We start from the raw sequence: 17,257 nt of genomic DNA, 5'->3' as shown, positions 1-17,257 counted from the left end.
AATGTCTATAGGCTATGCCCGAATTTTAATTTTCAATGATTACGTATGAGTTCTTTGCTCCTGGTACCGATCCCGATACAACCAAAAGGTTTTTCTCTGGATAAACTTTCAAAACCTGTAAGTTCTGAACCTTCACACGATTACCCCCTGTACGACCCGCCATACGCAAACCTTTGAATACACGAGATGGGAATGAACACGCACCAATTGAACCTGGGTGACGACCACGGTTATGCTGACCGTGTGTTTGTCCACCTACACCGGCAAATCCGTGGCGCTTTACAACACCTTGGAAACCTTTACCTTTCGATGTTCCCACCACGTCAACAAAAGTCTCAACCTCTAACATTTCAACCGTCAAAACATCCCCTAATGCGAGTGGCTGCTCAAACGTACGAAACTCAACAAGCTTTTTCTTTGGAGTTGTGTTTGCTTTCTTGAAGTGACCCAACAAAGATTTTGTTGTGTGCTTATCCTTCTTCTCACCATAACCGATTTGAACGGCATTGTAGCCTTCTTTCTCAACGGTCTTTACCTGCGTTACCACGCAAGGTCCGGCTTCAATCAGCGTACATGCGACAGAGCGTCCGTCTTCCATGTATAGGCTGGTCATTCCGATTTTTTTACCAATAATTCCAGACATAATATTTTATATTTATTAGAAAATATGCTTACAAGGCGATCGAGGCTTGTTGTAAGACTTTTATTCAAAATCGTTTCGCAACGATATAGGAATCACATTAAATAAAAAGCAGAATTGGTATAAGGCGACAAAGTGGAGCCACTGTGGATAACAGTGAAAATCACTCTGTGTAGCTTAATATTCAATTAATACGTTGGGCATTCAACTTGTACTAACCAATACCAGTTCTGACACAAAAATCGAGCTTACCTCAATTTAAACCCTGTTTCGACCCGCATTTTTGTGTTTAAAATAAATTCGAGAAGTTCTGCCAACCTCTTTCGGAATTGAAAACTGCGTTTGTCGAACGGGAGTGCAAAGGTACAGAAAAAAATAACACGTGCAATAGGTAGTGTAAAAATATTTTGAAAATCAGGGGATTAGGGGGAAAACAGTATTCAGTTATCAGTGGGCAGTGGCCAGTAGTCAGTGGCCAGTGATCAGTAGTCAGTAGTCAGGATAATTATTGATCATTGATAAAAATGAATTCCACATCTATTGTTAAAAGGCTAACTTGTGCACATAGGTTAAATGGCCATTTCTAATTTGGAAATAGATATCTCTCCCTTCAAAAAAAAATAACTAATAATCCTGACTACTGATCACTGGCCACTGACTACTAACTACTGCCCACTGATTACTAAAATTGTATTTTTCCCATACACATACCTTGAAATTGAACTTATTTTAGTATTTTTGGCCATTACTTGCTGAAAATCAGGTACTTTATATTTATTTCCCAAGAAAAAAAATCATTATGTCAAGTTTATCCACTCAAAAAGGAGTATTGCATGGAGACGCGGTTCAAGAGCTTTTTGAAATCGCTAAGAAAAATCAGTTTGCCCTTCCAGCTGTTAACGTTACAGGTACAAATACAGTAAATGCCGTTCTAGAAACTGCAAAAGCCGTTAACTCTCCCGTAATCATTCAGTTTTCAAACGGTGGTGGAATTTTCTACGCAGGAAAGTCCCTTTCAAACGAAAATCAAGCTGCTGCCATCGCGGGTTCTATCTCAGGTGCCTACCACGTTCACCAAATGGCAAAAGCCTATGGCGTTCAAGTCGTATTACACACTGACCACTGTGCAAAGAAACTTTTACCTTGGATCGACGGACTTCTAGACGCCGGCGAGAAATTCTTCGCTGAGACAGGCCAACCCTTATTCTCGTCTCACATGATCGATTTGTCGGAAGAGCCTTTGGAAGAAAACTTAGAGATCTGCGCAAAATATTTAGAGCGCATGTCGAAAATGGGCATGACCCTAGAAATCGAATTAGGTGTTACCGGTGGTGAAGAAGATGGCGTAGACAACTCAGACGTAGATTCATCTAAATTATATACCCAACCGGAAGAAGTTGCTTATGCTTACGAAGTATTAAGCAAAATCTCACACCGCTTTACCATCGCTGCCGCTTTCGGTAACGTACACGGTGTTTACAAACCAGGTAACGTTAAATTACAACCTGTCATCTTGAAGAACTCACAAGAATTCATCAAAGAAAAATATAGCTTAGATGCTGAAAAACCAATCAACTTCGTATTCCACGGTGGTTCAGGTTCTTCTCGCGAAGAAATCCGCGAAGCCCTTTCTTACGGTGCCATCAAAATGAACATCGATACAGATACACAATGGGCCTTCTGGGAAGGTATCTTAAATTTCTACAAAGCAAACGAAGGATACTTGCAAGGCCAAATCGGTAACCCTACAGGTGACGATTCTCCAAACAAGAAATATTACGATCCACGTGTTTGGTTACGTAAAGGCGAAGAGACCTTAATCACACGCTTAAAGACTGCTTTCGAAGACCTTAACGCAACGAACGCAAATCAATACTTGTAGTCTTAAACTGACTCAAACAAAAAGGGCTGCGTTTGCAGCCCTTTTTTTATCTCTTTACCTTTGGCAATCCTCCCCGGTTTGCCAAAGGTAGCGTAATGAAATTTGAAATTTATTCATCCTCCGATAGATATTGGCGAATATCTACATCTTGATATTCTTTCTTATGAAATAATATAAATTCACTTACTCCTCCAAACCATTCCAAAACAAAAGCTCGATCCACAATTGATTTCCGAGGTGACAAAATAAATTTATATGAACTCCAAGGAAAAGTCCTGAAATCCAAAACCAGCCTATTCTTCTCCGGATTAACATGAATATATTGCACCAAATAAGATAGATACCGGCTATCCTCCACCAAAACACGCTTGTAAGGTCCATCAAACAATGGACCCGTTCTTCCATGGTTTCGATTAAACGCTAATGCATATGTGCGAAAGAGCTTCTTCAATCTTTCTGAAATAAGTTCATGCGCGGATTTACTCCCAAATTGAACTTTGTCAAAATGAGGCACGCGAACTAAAAAATGGAAATGATTAGCATTCAAGGAGTAAGAAATAACATCCAAATATCCCTTAAGATAACGCTGCCATAACCGCATAAAATACAAATGATTTGATCGAGTCTTATAAATCAATTTTCGATCAACTCCGCGATTATAAATATGATAGAAATTTCCCGATTCAAATCGAGTCAAATAATGTGCGAGTTGTGACATAGTGGCAAGATCTTTTCCAAATCTATTCACTAAATCAATAAGAATTTACATCAAATATATTTTATCAAATATCTGATAATCAGAGTTTTCGCAAACTTAATTGAAGAAATAACCTCTACCTTTGGCAAACCGGGGAGGATTGCCAAAGGTAAATCAGAGCTATTTTCGAAAGATCAAATCTTTGGTTAACTCATTCAAGGCTTGAATCTTCGCCTGAAAATCCCCCTTCAAGGTCTTCCGAACTGCCTCCATCCCCTCCAAACTTTCTTGTATCTCCTCCGGAATCACATCTTCCAAAAACGCACGTATTCGTTTCGCCAAAGTCGGCGACTTCCCGTTCGTCGAAATCGCAATCTTTAAATCGCCCTTCAGAACAATCGACCCCAAATAAAAATCGCATAAATCCGGCGTATCCGCCACATTACACAACAAATGCCTCTGGGAACATACCTCCTTAATCCCCTCATGCAATGCCCGATTATCCGTCGCACAAATCACCAAATCCCGACCCTCCAAATCCGATAACTCAAATCCCCGCTCCAAAATCTCCACCTGCGCATAATCCTTTAAAAATACCAAGGTATCCTCCCGAAACATCGGAGCCACCATCGTCACACGGGCCGCTGGCGAATTGCGCAATAAGGCCGACACCTTTTCCAAGGCAACATTTCCTCCCCCAACGACCAAGGTATTAAGTCGGTCCAATTTCAAGAAAATAGGGAATAACTCGTTCATGTCTTACTTTTTGCCTGCCAATTGACCACAAGCCGCATCAATATCCTTTCCACGCGAACGACGGACATTGACAATCATCTTCTTCGACTCCAGATATGCCGTAAACTTCGCCAAGGCATCCGCCTCCGCATTCACAAAATCTGCCTGCTTAATCGGGTTATATTCGATTATATTAATCTTACAAGGAATGTGGCGCGCAAATTCATATAACTCCTTCGCATCTTCCACCGAATCATTGAACTTGTTGAACATGATGTACTCCAAGGTAATCTCATTCTCCGTCTTCTCATAAAAATACCTCAATGCCTCCGAAAGCGCCTCCAAGGTATTCGACTCGTTGATTGGCATAATCTGATTCCGCTTCACATCATTCGCCGCATGTAGCGACAATGCCAAATTAAACTTCACCTGATCATCCCCCAATTTCTTAATCATCTTCGCAATCCCGGCCGTCGACACCGTAATCCGACGAGAAGCCATCCCCAATCCTTCCGGCGAAGTAATCATCTCAATCGACTTCAACACATTGGCATAGTTCAACAAGGGTTCCCCCATTCCCATATACACAATATTGGTCAACGGAATTCCATATTTCTCCTGCGCCTGGTCACGTATCAATACCACCTGATCATAGATCTCAAAGGCCTCCAAATTCCGCTTCCGGTCCATGTAACCCGTCGCACAAAAACTGCAGGTCAAGGAACATCCTACCTGCGAAGAAACACAAGCCGTCATTCGCTCCCGTGTGGGAATCAAAACCCCCTCAATCAAATGCGCGTCGTGCAATGCAAAACTCGACTTAATCGTACGATCCGTACTCACCTGCATCTCTGCCGTGCTCACACATTGTAAATCGAATTCAACCTCCAGCCACTCACGTGTGGTTTTGGGGATATTCGCCATGGCCTCAAATGAGCGGACCGACTTTTTCCAAATCCATTCATAAACCTGTTTCGCGCGAAACGCAGGCTCCCCGTGCTGAAGCATCTCCTGCTTCAACGCATCCAAACTCAAATTCCGAATCGCTCGTTTCGTCACTACCATTTATTTCTTCAATAATTCACCCACTTTCACTGAGATCGCTTTGCCCTCGGCTAAACCGGCCAACTGCTTGGAAGCGACACCCATCACTTTCCCCATGTCTGCCGGACTAGTCGCCCCTACCTGTGCGATGATGGCTGCGATTTTCTCCGTTAACTCCGCCTCCGTTAATTGCTTCGGCAAAAATTCCTCGATAATCGAAAGCTCCGCTTGTTCCTTTTCCGCCAAATCCGGACGATTTTGTGTCAAATATACATCTAATGAATCTTTGCGCTGTTTAGCCGCCTTCATCAAAATCTTCATCTCCGCATCCGCCGAAAGGCCATCCGCGTTCGAGCCCGAGGTCTCCTCCAATAATATCATCGATTTAATCGCACGCAACGCACGTAAACGATCTGCATCTTTTGCCCGCATCGCATCTTTGATGCCTGCCTCAATTGTTTCTTTTAAAGCCATGTTATTGATTTATATGAGCCAAAACTCCTTCTAAAAATTCGCGGTGATTACTCAAACGAGGCACCTTGTGCTGACCCCCTAATTTTCCCCGACTCCGCATCCAGGCATAAAATGTACCTTCCGGAGCGTCATGAATCAGAGGAGGGCCTAAAACCAAATCATACGAACGCTTCGCATCATAATCCGAATTGCTCGCACGCAAGGTTTCATCCAACACCGCCGCAAAGGTACGCAAATCTTTTGGCGCACGCGAAAATTCAATCACCCATTCGTGACTTCCACGCTTTCCCCCATCCATATAGGCCGGCGCCGCCGTGTAATCCTTGATTTCAGCATCGCTTGCCCGACAAGCCTTAGCTATCGCTTGCTCGGCATTTTCGATAATCAATTCCTCGCCAAATGCATTAATAAAATGCTTTGTCCGACCCGATATCTTCACTCGATAAGGACTCAATGAGGTAAATCGAACCGTATCACCAATCTTATAACGCCATAATCCCGAATTCGTTGTAATCACCACCGCATAATTCACGCCCAACTCAACCTGTTCCAAAGACACAATCGAGTCCAGCTCCTCCCCACTCTCATGCATCGGAATAAATTCATAGAAAATGCCATAATCTAACATCAATAGCATCTCATCCGGTCGGCTCAAATCATCCTGTATCCCAAAAAATCCCTCCGAAGCATTGTAAATCTCCAGGAAACGAACCTCCGAAGATGGGAAAACATGGCTCTGAAATAAATCCCGGTAAGGACCAAAGGCCACCGCACCATGCACCAAAAACTCAAAATTCGGCCAAACTTCTAATATACTCTTCTTGCCTGTGATTTCCAGAATCTTTTCAATCAACACCAAGGTCCATGTCGGAACCCCCAAAATACTCGTCACATTCTCTTGGGATGTCTCCAAGGCCATCTTTTCAATCTTCTGATCCCAATCCCCCATCAAGGCTACGTCTAACGAAGGCGTCCGAATCATCTGTGCCCAAATTGGCAAGTTCTTCATGACCACCGCCGAAACATCTCCCATTAACATCCGCGAGTTCATCGAATCTGTCGTCAAGCTACCTCCGATCGACAAGCCTTTGCCCTCAAATATTTTCGTCTCAGGCTTATTTTGAATCAGCAAGGTAATCATATCCTTGCCCCCCATCATGTGGCAATCCTCCAAGGATTCCTTGGAAACAGGAATAAACTTGCTTCGCGCATTGGTCGTGCCAGAGGATTTGGAAAACCATTGAATCGGCGTGGACCATAGGACTTGTTGCTCGCCCTGCATCATTCGTTCGATATAAGGAAACATCTCCTCGTAGGTCGAAATAGGCACCCGCTGACGGAAGGTCTCATAGGACGAAAAATCATCATAGCCATATTTCTGCCCCCATTCTGTGTTGCGGCCCTCTGAGATTAATCGGCTCAAACCCTCATATTGCAAGTCCAAAGGCCGATTGTAAATCGCCTCGATCCGCGGCATTCGCCGCTTCATAAACCACAATAAAGTCTCGTTGAACAAGGACATATTAACGAATCTTGGGAGCTCTGTTTGGGTAATCTGTGATAATTCCATCCACACCCCATGCCTCAAATTGTTGCATCTTTTCCGTCGAATTAATCGTCCATGGAACCACTTGCATCCCTTTGGAATGGCAAAACTGAATCATTTCTGGAGTCAAATATTGATAACTCGAACTGAATATGGCCGGAGTGAACCCTAACACATCCAAGGTGTATTGTGGGGACTCGGATTCAACGAGCGCCGACAAGCGTACCTCGGGATATACTTGGTGATAATAGGCCAATACGGCGAAATCAAAACTTTGAAGAATGATGAAGGGATTGGCCACGTGTGCACGAATGACGCGCTGTACGCGATCCGAAAAATCCTTAATGCTTGCTGGTTGTGAATGACCGTATTCGCTTGGCTCCGACTTGATTTCTATGTTATAATAAATAGCCTCGCCAGTCTTTTTCCGAAATGTTTCGCCCAAGGCCAGAACTTCTGATAACAAGGGTTTATACGTAGACACCTTCTTTTGCTCCGGGAATGACGCATTTCCCCGACTTCCCACATCGAACCTTTTGATCTCCGAATAGGGCATTTGGTATAAATTCAATCGACTTTCCTCCTCTTTCAAAACAGGGTTTCCACTTGGATGACTCGCATAACGAGCATTCATGTATGACTCGTGACTAACCACGACTTGCCCATCAGCTGATAGGCAAACGTCCATTTCCAAGACGCGGACGCCCAGATTGAGGGCATGCTCGAAAGCAGGTATTGAATTTTCAGGATATAAACCCCGGCAACCTCGGTGACCTTGTATAAATGGAATTTGTGCCATGATGGATGAACTGATGAAAAGCAAGCCTACGATGAATTTCATTGATTAACGCTTTTGCTGTTTTTTGGCTAAAGCCGCATTTACCTTTTGATACAAATCAATAAAATCTTTGGGCTCCTGGACATAAGAAGCGAAACTCAGAGCGAAGGCCGTCGAGTCTACTCCATGTCGCTTTAAGGTCGCGCGCTCCAAACGATTGTACAAAATAACCGAGGTGTCCGCACTAACAATATTCATGGAACTAATTTTCCCCTCATCTAAATGAATATCCGCCAAAATTTCAGCCATCTGATCTTCAGGAAGCCGATTCGAAGGTTTCGAATCCGAGCAACTCCAACAAGCCAACAAGACAATAATGATTAAAAATCGCATAATCCAAATTTGATACAAATTAGAAAGCTTTTCTCGCTTTTCATCCAAAGTGCTCAAAAAATCGGTAATTTAGCGAGATTCTAACGCTAAATTACAGCAAAAAGAAGTGGATATTCGATCATTCCTTTCTCGTATCGTTCAGTTGGAAATTCGCATTCGCAAAGCGATTAATACCCAAATGCATGGTAACTTCTCCTCGATCTTCAAGGGGTCGGGATTGGAATTTAATGACCTTCGGCAATACCATTATGGTGACGATGTTCGCCACATCGACTGGAATACCACGGCAAAAGGTCATGGCACCTTCGTCAAATTATTCAAAGAAGAAAAAGAACAAACGGTATTCTTCTTATTAGACGTCAGTGCATCACAGCTAGTAGGTAAACGCCAACAAAGCAAACTCAATACACTCAAAGAAGTTGCTGGTGTGCTCGCATTTTCGGCGATGCAAGAGGCGGGACATATTGGTTTCTGCGCCTATTCGGATCAAATTGAAAAATTCATGGCACCGGGTTCGGGTAAAAAACATGGGTATAAGGCCATCACAGAGATTTTCAAAGTCGCGCCAGTGAGTTTGGGGACCGACTTAAAAGCCGGACTTAAATTCACTTTGGAGGCGCTCAAAAGAAAGAGTCTTGTCTTTGTCTTATCGGACTTCATTGACGAAAATTACCAAGACCTGCTTCGGGCTCTTGCATTGAAACATGATTTAGTTGTCATACACATACAAGACACCTTGGAAATTCAGTTGCCCAAAATGGGGATTGTTCCAGTATATGACCCTGAAAGACGCCAAACGACTTGGGTGAATACCTCATCTAGTGCATTTCGCGAACAGCTCAGAGAGAATGTCTCAGATCTCACGGCATTAAAAAATCTTTGTAAGCAATGGCAAGCGGATTATGTTTCGATTCGTTCAGGCGAAGACTTCGTGCCCGCGTTGGTCAAACTTTTTAACGTGCGGAAATAATGCAAGAGCAATCCATACAACTACAAGGACGCTTTTTAGAGGATTCTGCCAAAATTGGCCAAGATATCCACTATGTGTTACGTGTGGCGCACAAACCCTCCCAAGAAATTTTCTTCCCAGGAGTACAGCAGAGTTTTGGGATATTTAAGCCCATTAAAAAAGAATATTTCCCTACTAAAACAAACGAAAAAGGAATCAGCATTGATTCGGCGGTATATACTTTCCAGCAATTTTCAATCAGAGACTTTCAGACGCTACGAATTCCTGTTGCCTTGCAAACGGAACAAGATTGCACCTTGGTAGCGCCTCCGGCAGATACGATATACCTGAAACGCCTTTTGCCAAACGCAAGCTCGATCAAGATTGACTCGCTGATCCAATCCATTCCCATCAGCCCACTGAAACCGAAACCCGATTTAAAAAACCTTGCCATGGGTGCGATTAGCATTTTGATCGTCGCTGGATTAATCTATTGGTTGCTTGGAAAACGAATCAGACAGGGGATTAAACTTTACTTGCTTTGGAGGAAAAATTTAGAGTTTCGTAGAGCGTATCAACGACTTATGCGAAATATCTCAAATTCCACGAAAGGCCTACAAAATTTGGAAAATGCTACCGCACTGTGGAAAAACTACTTGGAGCGACTGACCGACATCCCTTTTGCGACATTTACAACGACAGAGATGGTGGATAACCTGCCCGACAAGCGCCTAGAGAAGACCTTACAAGAAGTAGATTCTGCCATTTATGGAGGAAACTTTTCTTCCAATACCCTCGAAGCGATCAAGGTTCTTCTCGAAATCGCTGAGACCGCATACAATCAAGAAAGGGCGAAAATCAACAACGAAGTCAAGCGATCATGAAATTCAATCTCCTCTATTCATGGCAGCAATTAAAATCCATTTTCTCCTATTCGTGGGAAAATGAATTTTACCTGTACTTGATTCCGCTTCCCTTGCTAATCATTGGAATTCGCATTCTGGTTAAAAGAAAAAGTCAAAACCGAGTAGTCTTGTCCTTTAAGACCCCACTTAAGCAAAATAAACTCGTACGGTTTCTGACTTTTTTACCCGACACAGTGCTAAGTCTATGTCTGATGAGCATTATCATTGCATTAGCAGACCCTTATAAATCGAAGTTCCATACGAGGATCCAACAGGAGGGGGTCGATATCGCGATTGGCCTGGACGTTTCATCCTCCATGTTGAGTAAAGATGTATTGCCATCTCGTCTTGCGATTGCTAAAAAAACGGCGCGCGCGTTCATTTTCGGTCGGGAATACGACCAAATTGCCTTAGTCGCTTTTGCGGGAGCACCTTATTTAGCGAGTCCCATCACCACAGACACCAGTTTTTTAGCGCATGCCATTCAAAATTTAGCTAGCCAACAAATTTCTGAGGAGGGCACGGCGCTTGGGGATGCCTTGGGTATGTGTATCAATCAAATACGGGAGGAAGCCAACCCCAAGAAAATCATTATCTTGATCAGTGACGGAAATAATACAGCGGGAAATTTGGACCCGATGACTTCCGCCGAACTAGCCAAAACCTTTAAAATTAAAGTTTATACCATCGCGGTAGGTAGTACAAAGGCGAACCTAGATCCGGTTGACGAAAGTACCCTACGCATGATAGCGGAACAATCTCAGGGGCATTTTTACCGAGCTACGGACCAAGAAACCTTGAGACAAATTTTTCAGGAAATCGATTTGATGGAAAAATCTCGAAAATTATTCATTCGGGAAGTAGAACATGAATCTGCTGCACCTGTTTTTTACCAACTGGCCTTTATACTTTTCTTCATCAACCTCCTGCTGAAATTAATCGGCGTAAGTAACTCACTCGAAGACTAATCATGATTTTATTCCCAAACGCCAAAATCAATATTGGCCTCTATATCACCGAAAAACGTGCCGATGGATTTCACAACTTGACATCCTGTTTTTACCACGTACCTTGGTCAGATATCTTGGAAATAACACCCAGCACTACATTCGAATTTAGCACATCCGGACTGAGTATATCCGGTGCATTAGAGGATAATCTATGCTTCCGCGCCTTTCAATTACTTCAAAAAGCATATAAAATAGCCCCCGTACACATTCATTTGCATAAAGTGATTCCCATGGGAGCCGGTTTGGGGGGTGGATCTGCAGATGCCGCCTTCACCCTGCTTGGATTACGAGATATGTTTAAGCTCCCTCTGACTAATGCGGATTTAATCCCGTTTGCCCAACAACTCGGAAGTGACTGCGCCTTTTTCCTTACACCTCAAGCGCAAATCGGTACAGAAAAAGGCGATATCCTTCATCCAATCGATTTGAATCTTTCCGGAAAATTCCTGGTGATGGTTTATCCCAACTTTGGTATATCAACCAAAGAAGCCTATGCGGGTATAAAGCCTAAAAAAGCAAAGAAAAATTGGGAAAAGGCTTTGGCAAAACCCATCGAAACATGGAAAGAGACCATTTCAAATGACTTTGAAAATAGTCTCTTCCCGTCCTATCCTACTCTAGTTACGATTAAAGAGGAACTATATGCCCTAGGTGCTCAGTATGCTGCGATGAGCGGGTCTGGGTCTACGCTATTCGGTATTTTCGAAAACGCCACGCCCATACCAGAAGCATGGGATGGCTATGCAACTTGGTCAGGCTTTCTTCCTTAGTCTTTCGCAAAAATCGCCTCCAAGGCTGATGCACCTCGAACAACAACCTTTCCTTCGGGTAGGGCTTTAGTGGGCAAAATCCCGACCATTTCTTGATTTGCACTACGAACCTCCACCGGGATTTGGGCCATGGTGCCGTCCGTCTTTTCCACATAGATAAATCCACCCTTACCCACACGCGCTAATCCGGATTGTGGAATCGTCAATACCTTTTGAGAACCTACTTGAATCGCGGCATTCACAAACTGGCCGACCGTGAAATTCTGCTCATCAGCCTCAATGGAAAAATGCCCATGAATGGGTGTCAAACGCGTACTCATATCAACCTGCTTGCCTACTAAAAATACCTTACCGGTCGACTTATTTCCATCGCCTTCAAAATCGATTGTTTGGCCAATCTTAATTTTTGATAAGTCCCGTTCGAAAACCTTCAATTCAACGTGCTTATGTGCCACACCCACTACTTTCACTAATACGTCCGTGGGAGTTATGTATTTCCCAATCGCTAAGCTTTGATCTTCAATAAAGCCATCAATCGGGGACTTAAGAGTCAAATTAGCATTCATTTTTCCCTGGGCCAAGGCCTTCATGTCGCAGCCTAAGATTTCTAGCTTCATAGCCAAAGCGCGCGATAGGGTCTGCAAATTTCCTAATTCCGCCTCCGCTTGTTGGAACTTCTTTTTTGAACCAACCTCTTCATCCTGTAAAACTTGCTGGCGTGCTCGCTCCGCCGTCAACAAATTCATCTGGCTTTGTGCCTGTAAATATTCTTGCTGCATTTGGATGTATTCCATGCTGGTTATCGATGCCAAAACCTGACCTTTCGATACCTGCTTCCCCGGCAATACTTCAATGGTCGATTTTACATAACCTGCGATGGGTAAAGAAATGGATGCCATGGACAAAGGAGGGACATCCACTAATCCCGTGCAGTAAATACTTTCAGCCATTTCTTTTTCCTCCAAATTACCGAATTCAATTCCGGCATTTTGTTTCTGTTCAGCTGTCAATTTGATAGCTGGTTTTGCTGTCGTTGTTTCAGTGGTTGCCTCCTTGCCACAACTGGCCAATACGATGGCAGATACGATAATAATGAACTTATTCATTTCCTAAGATGGTTTCAATTTGTACGATTGACTGATTATAAGCCAATACTTCCTGTAAATATTGTTCGCGAATTTGCCAAGCCTGTTGCATGTTCTGCAAGACTTCTACATATTCGATTTCGCCTTGTTGGTAACTCTTCAAGGCCGTTAACTCCAACCACGCTGCTTGCGCTAATCCGGTTTGTTGGTAGTAATTTATTCCATTCAAATGCTTCTCCAATTGAAGAAAGAGACTCGATAATTCAGCGCTCAGCGCGGCGATGCCTTGATCTTTTTGACTTACCAAAAGGAGCTCATTTTGTTCCGCGGCTTTGATCCGTGCCTTTTGGGCTTTGGCAAAGATGGGAATGGAAATCCCGGCCTGTACAAAATTCTGGCCTGAATAATTCTCAATGCTTTGCGTGACTGCCCCAATTCGAATATCGGGAAGTAGTTTTTGCCGTTCCACATCCGTTAATAATTTCCCATGTTGAATTTGCTCATCATACAATCGCAAAGCGGGCATGTTGGCGATATCCTTGCCTTTTTGAAGACTCAGGGTAATCGATTCTGTCCCGGAAATTTCAAAGGGTGTGGGTTGGTTAATCCAATACGCTAATTGTGCATAGTTGGCTTTCATGTCCAATTCCAAAGCCGCCTGCTTTTGCTGAAACTCCCGTAAACGAGCCTCCGCGGCAACAAATTCCAACTTACCTGTTTCCCCCTCCTTGTATTTCAAACTCGCGGCACGACGCATTTGAACGTATAAACTATCTTGTTGTTTGAGGAAAGTGGCCTGTTTTTGTTGGACAACTAGCTGGTAATAATACCATTTCACACTCGCGGCAACTAAACTTTTCGTGAGATTCAAGCGTTTCTCGGCAATCATTTTCTGTGACCGGAGCGCATTGACCTGAGCGGTTAATAAACTTGGCCATGGAATACTTTGATTCGCAATGACAGTATAGTCTTTACTGAAATAGGTCTGGGTTTTCCCATATTGAAAATCCAAGGTCCCTTTCGGCAATTCCCGTCCTGTTGCAATAAGTGTTTGAGCGGTCTCTACCTCGAGGCCCCCAGAACGAATAAGACTATTTTTAGCCAAAGCCTGCTCAATACACTGATTCAAGTTCATTTTCGGCTTTTGAGCCTGCGCCGGAATTTGACTTAGCCCCATAACGAGGAGTACCAATAAACCCGTTGACGCGGCATTAGCCTTTCGTTCCTTCCGGCCCATCAAAATGGAATAAACAACCGGAATAACAACCAATGTCAGGAAGGTGGCTGTTATCAGACCTCCAATCACCACCGTAGCCAAGGGTCGTTGAACTTCCGCGCCGGGTGAGGTACTTAAGGCCATCGGCAAGAAACCCAAAGAAGCTACCGCTGCAGTCATAATCACAGGGCGGAAGCGCAGGGCTAAACCCTTTTGCAGTCGTTCTTCGACCGAAAGCCCTTCGTCGGCCAATTGCTTAAAGAAAGACAATAGCACAATGCCGTTCAGAACCGCAACTCCAAACAGGGCGATAAATCCAATTCCGGCAGAAACCGAGAAGGGCATGCCGCGCAACCAAAGTGCCCAGATACCTCCTATGGCCGACAGTGGGATGGCTAAATAAATGATAGATGCCTCCATAAATGACTGAAAAGTAAAGAATAGAAGTACAAAAATCAAAACCAAGGCAACGGGAACAACCAAAGCCAAACGCGATTTAGCAGCTTGTAAGTTTTCGAAAGTTCCTCCATAGGTGGTGTAATATCCCGCAGGTAAAACAACCTTGTCCTTCATGACTTTTTGGATGTCGGCTACGACACTTTCCACATCACGATTTCTAACATTGATTCCGATGGTTATTCGTCGGTGTGTATCGTCCCGAGATACCTCCACCGGTGCATTCTCAAAATCAACCTCGGCGACCTCTTGCAAAGGAATTTGCCCCCCATTCGGCAGTTCAACATACAATTCACGAAGATTTTGAATGTCTTGTCGGTGCGTCGAATCCATCCGAACGACCAAATCAAATCGTTTTTCCCCTTCCATCACGATTCCCGCCGTCTCCCCAGCAAACGTGGTCTTGATTAATTGGTTAATTGACTGAACATCCAATCCGTATTGGGCTAATTTAGCCCGGTTGAATTTGACTACCAATTGAGGAATGCCATCAATCTGCTGCACCTTGATATCCCCGACGCCTTCGATTTTACGGATATGGCGAGCGGCCTCGGTCGCGTGTTCATAGAGCAAGCCAAGATCTTCCCCAAAGATTTTTATGGCGATGTCCGACTTAACTCCAGCGATTAATTCGTTGAAGCGCATTTGAATGGGTTGCGTAAATTCGAAATTGACTTCCGGAAATGCATTGAGTTCCTCATCCATTTGTACCTCCAAATCCTCCATATTCGATGCTTTTTTCCATTCGGATGGCTCTTTCAGGATGATTAATAGATCACAAGCATTAATTCCCATCGGGTCCGTTGGAATTTCAGATGCTCCAATCCGAGAGACCACTTGTTTAATCTCATCGGGAAACTTCTTCATGAGAAGCTTTTGGGCTTCTATGTTCACATGGATACTTTGGCTCAAGGAGGCGTTGGTCGGTAGAACTACTTCCACCGCAAAATCCCCTTCATTCAGCTCCGGGATAAATTCCCCACCAAGTGTTGTAAATAAACCGATGCTCGCGATTAATAGGCCCGATGACGCAAGCACCACAAATTTCGGTCGGGCAAATGCCCAATCCACCATGGGCTTATAGCCTCTGAAAAGACTATTCATGATGCGATCGGCTATGGTCACCTGATGATCAATTTTCTTGCTCAAAAACAATGCCGAAGCCATGGGAACATAGGTCAAGGAAAGAATCAAGGCGCCGATAATCGCAAAACTCACGGTTTGGGCCATCGGACGGAACATTTTTCCTTCGATACCTCCTAAGGCCATGATTGGGAAATAGACGATTAGGATAATGATGACCCCGAAAGCCGCGGATTGGAAAATGGCTTTGGCAGAAATCCCCACTTCCTCATCCATCTCGTGTTGAGAGAGCATTTCCCCTTTTTTGTGCGCATGGAGTCGGTGAATAATCGACTCCACGATAATCACAGCCCCATCAACGATTAGGCCAAAATCGATGGCTCCTAAACTCATCAAGTTCGCAGAAACCCCGAAAATGTTCATCATGGCAAAGGCAAATAGCAAACAAAGCGGAATGACAGATGCCACAATGAGACCTGCACGTAAATTACCAAGTAGTAAAACCAGAATGAAAACGACGATTAAGCCCCCCTCGATAAGGTTCTTCTCAACAGTCGAAATAGCCTTTCCGATTAAAACACTTCGATCTAAAAAAGGCACAATTTTTATCCCTTGCGGCATGGTCTTTTGGATTTCCTCCATGCGAACCTTGACATCTTTCACGACTTCATTGGCGCTTGCTCCTTTGAGTAAAAGCATCACGGCGCCAACTACCTCACCCTCCCCATTTCGGGTCATTGCGCCATATCGTACTGCTTTCCCGAATTGCACGGTGGCGACATCTTTCACGCGAATGGGAGTTCCGGCCGGGCCACGTTGTTCAACGACGACGTTTTCAACATCTGCTAGACTACTCAACATACCCTCCGTCCGGATAAAATATACATCGGTGCCTTTTTCAAGGTAGCTACCGCCGGAATTGGAATTGTTATTTTCGAGTGCCGTAAAAATCTGGTTGACCGTCACGTGCATGGCACGGAGGCGCTCCGGATTAATTGCTACTTCGTATTGCTTTAGGTTACCCCCAAAAGAAGACACTTCCACGACACCAGGAATACCTAACAATTGGCGTTTGACGATCCAATCTTGGTAAGTCCGAAGATCGGCAAGCGAGTATTGATCTTTGAAATCAGGATCCACTTCCAAGGTATATTGAAAAAACTCTCCAAGTCCCGTGGTGATCGGAGCCATCTCGGGCACACCGGCACCTCGAAGCAGATAAGGTTCCGCGCCCTTTAGCTTTTCAGAGACTTGTTGGCGCGCCACATCCATCGCAACGGCATCGTCAAAGACGACAGTAATTATGGAGAGGCCCATGCGGGAAACGGAACGAATCCCTTTGACATTGGGAATTGTTCGTAGCGAGATTTCCAAGGGATAGGTAATGAACTTCTCCACCTCAGAGGCAGCCAGTGCCGGGGACTGCGTAATCACTTGTACCTGGTTGGACGTAATGTCCGGCAAGGCATCAATGGGCAACTTGCTTAGGGAATAACCTCCCCAAAAGATGAGGCCTAAAACAAATAGCCCGACAACTAATTTGTTGCGTATACTGAATGAAATAATGGAATTAATCATAATGTGTTTTTACGTA

At 44.1% G+C, this 17,257-nt stretch carries 15 protein-coding genes; 5 read left to right on the top strand and 10 right to left on the bottom strand.

Annotated features, from left to right (window positions below):
* Positions 1–25: 25 nt before the first annotated feature.
* Positions 26–643, bottom strand: coding sequence for a 50S ribosomal protein L3 (gene rplC, locus ACMH5P_RS09175; RefSeq protein ID WP_377974635.1), 618 nt, complete (start codon positions 641–643; stop codon positions 26–28).
* 796 nt (positions 644–1,439) lie between these two features.
* Here rplC and fbaA point away from each other — a divergent pair.
* Complete coding sequence (fbaA, locus tag ACMH5P_RS09170) at positions 1,440–2,522, top strand: class II fructose-bisphosphate aldolase (RefSeq protein ID WP_459494080.1); 1,083 nt, start codon at positions 1,440–1,442, stop codon at positions 2,520–2,522.
* 109 nt (positions 2,523–2,631) lie between these two features.
* Here fbaA and ACMH5P_RS09165 read toward each other — a convergent pair whose 3' ends face one another.
* From ACMH5P_RS09165 to ACMH5P_RS09135, 7 genes are all read right to left on the bottom strand, one after another.
* Positions 2,632–3,240 carry a transposase gene (locus tag ACMH5P_RS09165; protein WP_459494079.1) on the bottom strand — a complete coding sequence of 203 codons (609 nt, stop codon included), beginning with the start codon at positions 3,238–3,240 and terminating at the stop codon, positions 2,632–2,634.
* Between the two features lie 159 nt (positions 3,241–3,399).
* On the bottom strand, positions 3,400–3,975 hold the full coding sequence (locus tag ACMH5P_RS09160; protein WP_459494078.1) for a precorrin-2 dehydrogenase/sirohydrochlorin ferrochelatase family protein: 576 nt from the start codon (positions 3,973–3,975) through the stop codon (positions 3,400–3,402).
* Between the two features lie 3 nt (positions 3,976–3,978).
* On the bottom strand, positions 3,979–5,019 hold the full coding sequence (gene rlmN, locus ACMH5P_RS09155) for a dual-specificity RNA methyltransferase RlmN (protein WP_459494077.1): 1,041 nt from the start codon (positions 5,017–5,019) through the stop codon (positions 3,979–3,981).
* Positions 5,020–5,472 carry a GatB/YqeY domain-containing protein gene (locus tag ACMH5P_RS09150; RefSeq protein ID WP_459494076.1) on the bottom strand — a complete coding sequence of 151 codons (453 nt, stop codon included), beginning with the start codon at positions 5,470–5,472 and terminating at the stop codon, positions 5,020–5,022.
* Position 5,473: 1 nt separating this feature from the next.
* Positions 5,474–6,994 carry a GH3 auxin-responsive promoter family protein gene (locus ACMH5P_RS09145; protein ID WP_459494075.1) on the bottom strand — a complete coding sequence of 507 codons (1,521 nt, stop codon included), beginning with the start codon at positions 6,992–6,994 and terminating at the stop codon, positions 5,474–5,476.
* Position 6,995: 1 nt separating this feature from the next.
* A complete protein-coding gene (locus ACMH5P_RS09140; protein WP_459494074.1) occupies positions 6,996–7,859 on the bottom strand; it encodes a glycerophosphodiester phosphodiesterase family protein in 864 nt (287 codons plus the stop codon).
* 3 nt (positions 7,860–7,862) lie between these two features.
* Positions 7,863–8,189: a DUF4296 domain-containing protein gene (locus ACMH5P_RS09135; protein WP_459494073.1), complete on the bottom strand. Its 327-nt coding sequence runs from the start codon at positions 8,187–8,189 to the stop codon at positions 7,863–7,865.
* Positions 8,190–8,295: 106 nt separating this feature from the next.
* Between ACMH5P_RS09135 and ACMH5P_RS09130 the strand changes: the two genes are divergently transcribed.
* The 4 genes from ACMH5P_RS09130 (at position 8,296) to ispE (ending at position 11,823) form a co-directional block, all read left to right on the top strand.
* Positions 8,296–9,159, top strand: a complete 864-nt coding sequence (locus ACMH5P_RS09130; protein WP_459494072.1) for a DUF58 domain-containing protein — start codon at positions 8,296–8,298, stop codon at positions 9,157–9,159.
* On the top strand, positions 9,159–10,022 hold the full coding sequence (locus tag ACMH5P_RS09125) for a hypothetical protein (RefSeq protein ID WP_459494071.1): 864 nt from the start codon (positions 9,159–9,161) through the stop codon (positions 10,020–10,022). The genes ACMH5P_RS09130 and ACMH5P_RS09125 overlap by 1 nt, the downstream gene beginning before the upstream one ends.
* 233 nt (positions 10,023–10,255) lie before the next feature.
* The gene (locus ACMH5P_RS09120) at positions 10,256–11,011 is read left to right on the top strand and encodes a VWA domain-containing protein (protein ID WP_459494070.1); all 756 of its coding nucleotides are present in this window, start codon (positions 10,256–10,258) and stop codon (positions 11,009–11,011) included.
* A gap of 2 nt (positions 11,012–11,013) precedes the next feature.
* Positions 11,014–11,823: a 4-(cytidine 5'-diphospho)-2-C-methyl-D-erythritol kinase gene (gene ispE, locus ACMH5P_RS09115; protein WP_459494069.1), complete on the top strand. Its 810-nt coding sequence runs from the start codon at positions 11,014–11,016 to the stop codon at positions 11,821–11,823.
* Here ispE and ACMH5P_RS09110 read toward each other — a convergent pair.
* Together ACMH5P_RS09110 and ACMH5P_RS09105 are read right to left on the bottom strand one after the other, a co-directional pair.
* The gene (locus ACMH5P_RS09110) at positions 11,820–12,929 is read right to left on the bottom strand and encodes an efflux RND transporter periplasmic adaptor subunit (protein WP_459494068.1); all 1,110 of its coding nucleotides are present in this window, start codon (positions 12,927–12,929) and stop codon (positions 11,820–11,822) included. The genes ispE and ACMH5P_RS09110 overlap by 4 nt on opposite strands.
* Positions 12,922–17,241: a CusA/CzcA family heavy metal efflux RND transporter gene (locus ACMH5P_RS09105; RefSeq protein ID WP_459494067.1), complete on the bottom strand. Its 4,320-nt coding sequence runs from the start codon at positions 17,239–17,241 to the stop codon at positions 12,922–12,924. The genes ACMH5P_RS09110 and ACMH5P_RS09105 overlap by 8 nt, the downstream gene beginning before the upstream one ends.
* Positions 17,242–17,257: the final 16 nt, after the last annotated feature.

This window comes from Aquirufa sp. 5-AUSEE-100C1 (genome assembly GCF_054558655.1).
The sequence above is the reverse complement of the archived record's forward strand: the minus strand, read 5'-3'. Positions and strand labels throughout refer to the sequence as shown.

Coding starts and splice junctions, on each gene's coding strand:
- rplC (WP_377974635.1), bottom strand. CDS start 643: ATGTCTGGAATTATTGGTAAAAAAATCGGAATGACCAGCCTATACATG.
- fbaA (WP_459494080.1), top strand. CDS start 1,440: ATGTCAAGTTTATCCACTCAAAAAGGAGTATTGCATGGAGACGCGGTT.
- ACMH5P_RS09165 (WP_459494079.1), bottom strand. CDS start 3,240: ATGTCACAACTCGCACATTATTTGACTCGATTTGAATCGGGAAATTTC.
- ACMH5P_RS09160 (WP_459494078.1), bottom strand. CDS start 3,975: ATGAACGAGTTATTCCCTATTTTCTTGAAATTGGACCGACTTAATACC.
- rlmN (WP_459494077.1), bottom strand. CDS start 5,019: ATGGTAGTGACGAAACGAGCGATTCGGAATTTGAGTTTGGATGCGTTG.
- ACMH5P_RS09150 (WP_459494076.1), bottom strand. CDS start 5,472: ATGGCTTTAAAAGAAACAATTGAGGCAGGCATCAAAGATGCGATGCGG.
- ACMH5P_RS09145 (WP_459494075.1), bottom strand. CDS start 6,994: ATGTCCTTGTTCAACGAGACTTTATTGTGGTTTATGAAGCGGCGAATG.
- ACMH5P_RS09140 (WP_459494074.1), bottom strand. CDS start 7,859: ATGAAATTCATCGTAGGCTTGCTTTTCATCAGTTCATCCATCATGGCA.
- ACMH5P_RS09135 (WP_459494073.1), bottom strand. CDS start 8,189: ATGCGATTTTTAATCATTATTGTCTTGTTGGCTTGTTGGAGTTGCTCG.
- ACMH5P_RS09125 (WP_459494071.1), top strand. CDS start 9,159: ATGCAAGAGCAATCCATACAACTACAAGGACGCTTTTTAGAGGATTCT.
- ACMH5P_RS09120 (WP_459494070.1), top strand. CDS start 10,256: ATGAGCATTATCATTGCATTAGCAGACCCTTATAAATCGAAGTTCCAT.
- ispE (WP_459494069.1), top strand. CDS start 11,014: ATGATTTTATTCCCAAACGCCAAAATCAATATTGGCCTCTATATCACC.
- ACMH5P_RS09110 (WP_459494068.1), bottom strand. CDS start 12,929: ATGAATAAGTTCATTATTATCGTATCTGCCATCGTATTGGCCAGTTGT.
- ACMH5P_RS09105 (WP_459494067.1), bottom strand. CDS start 17,241: ATGATTAATTCCATTATTTCATTCAGTATACGCAACAAATTAGTTGTC.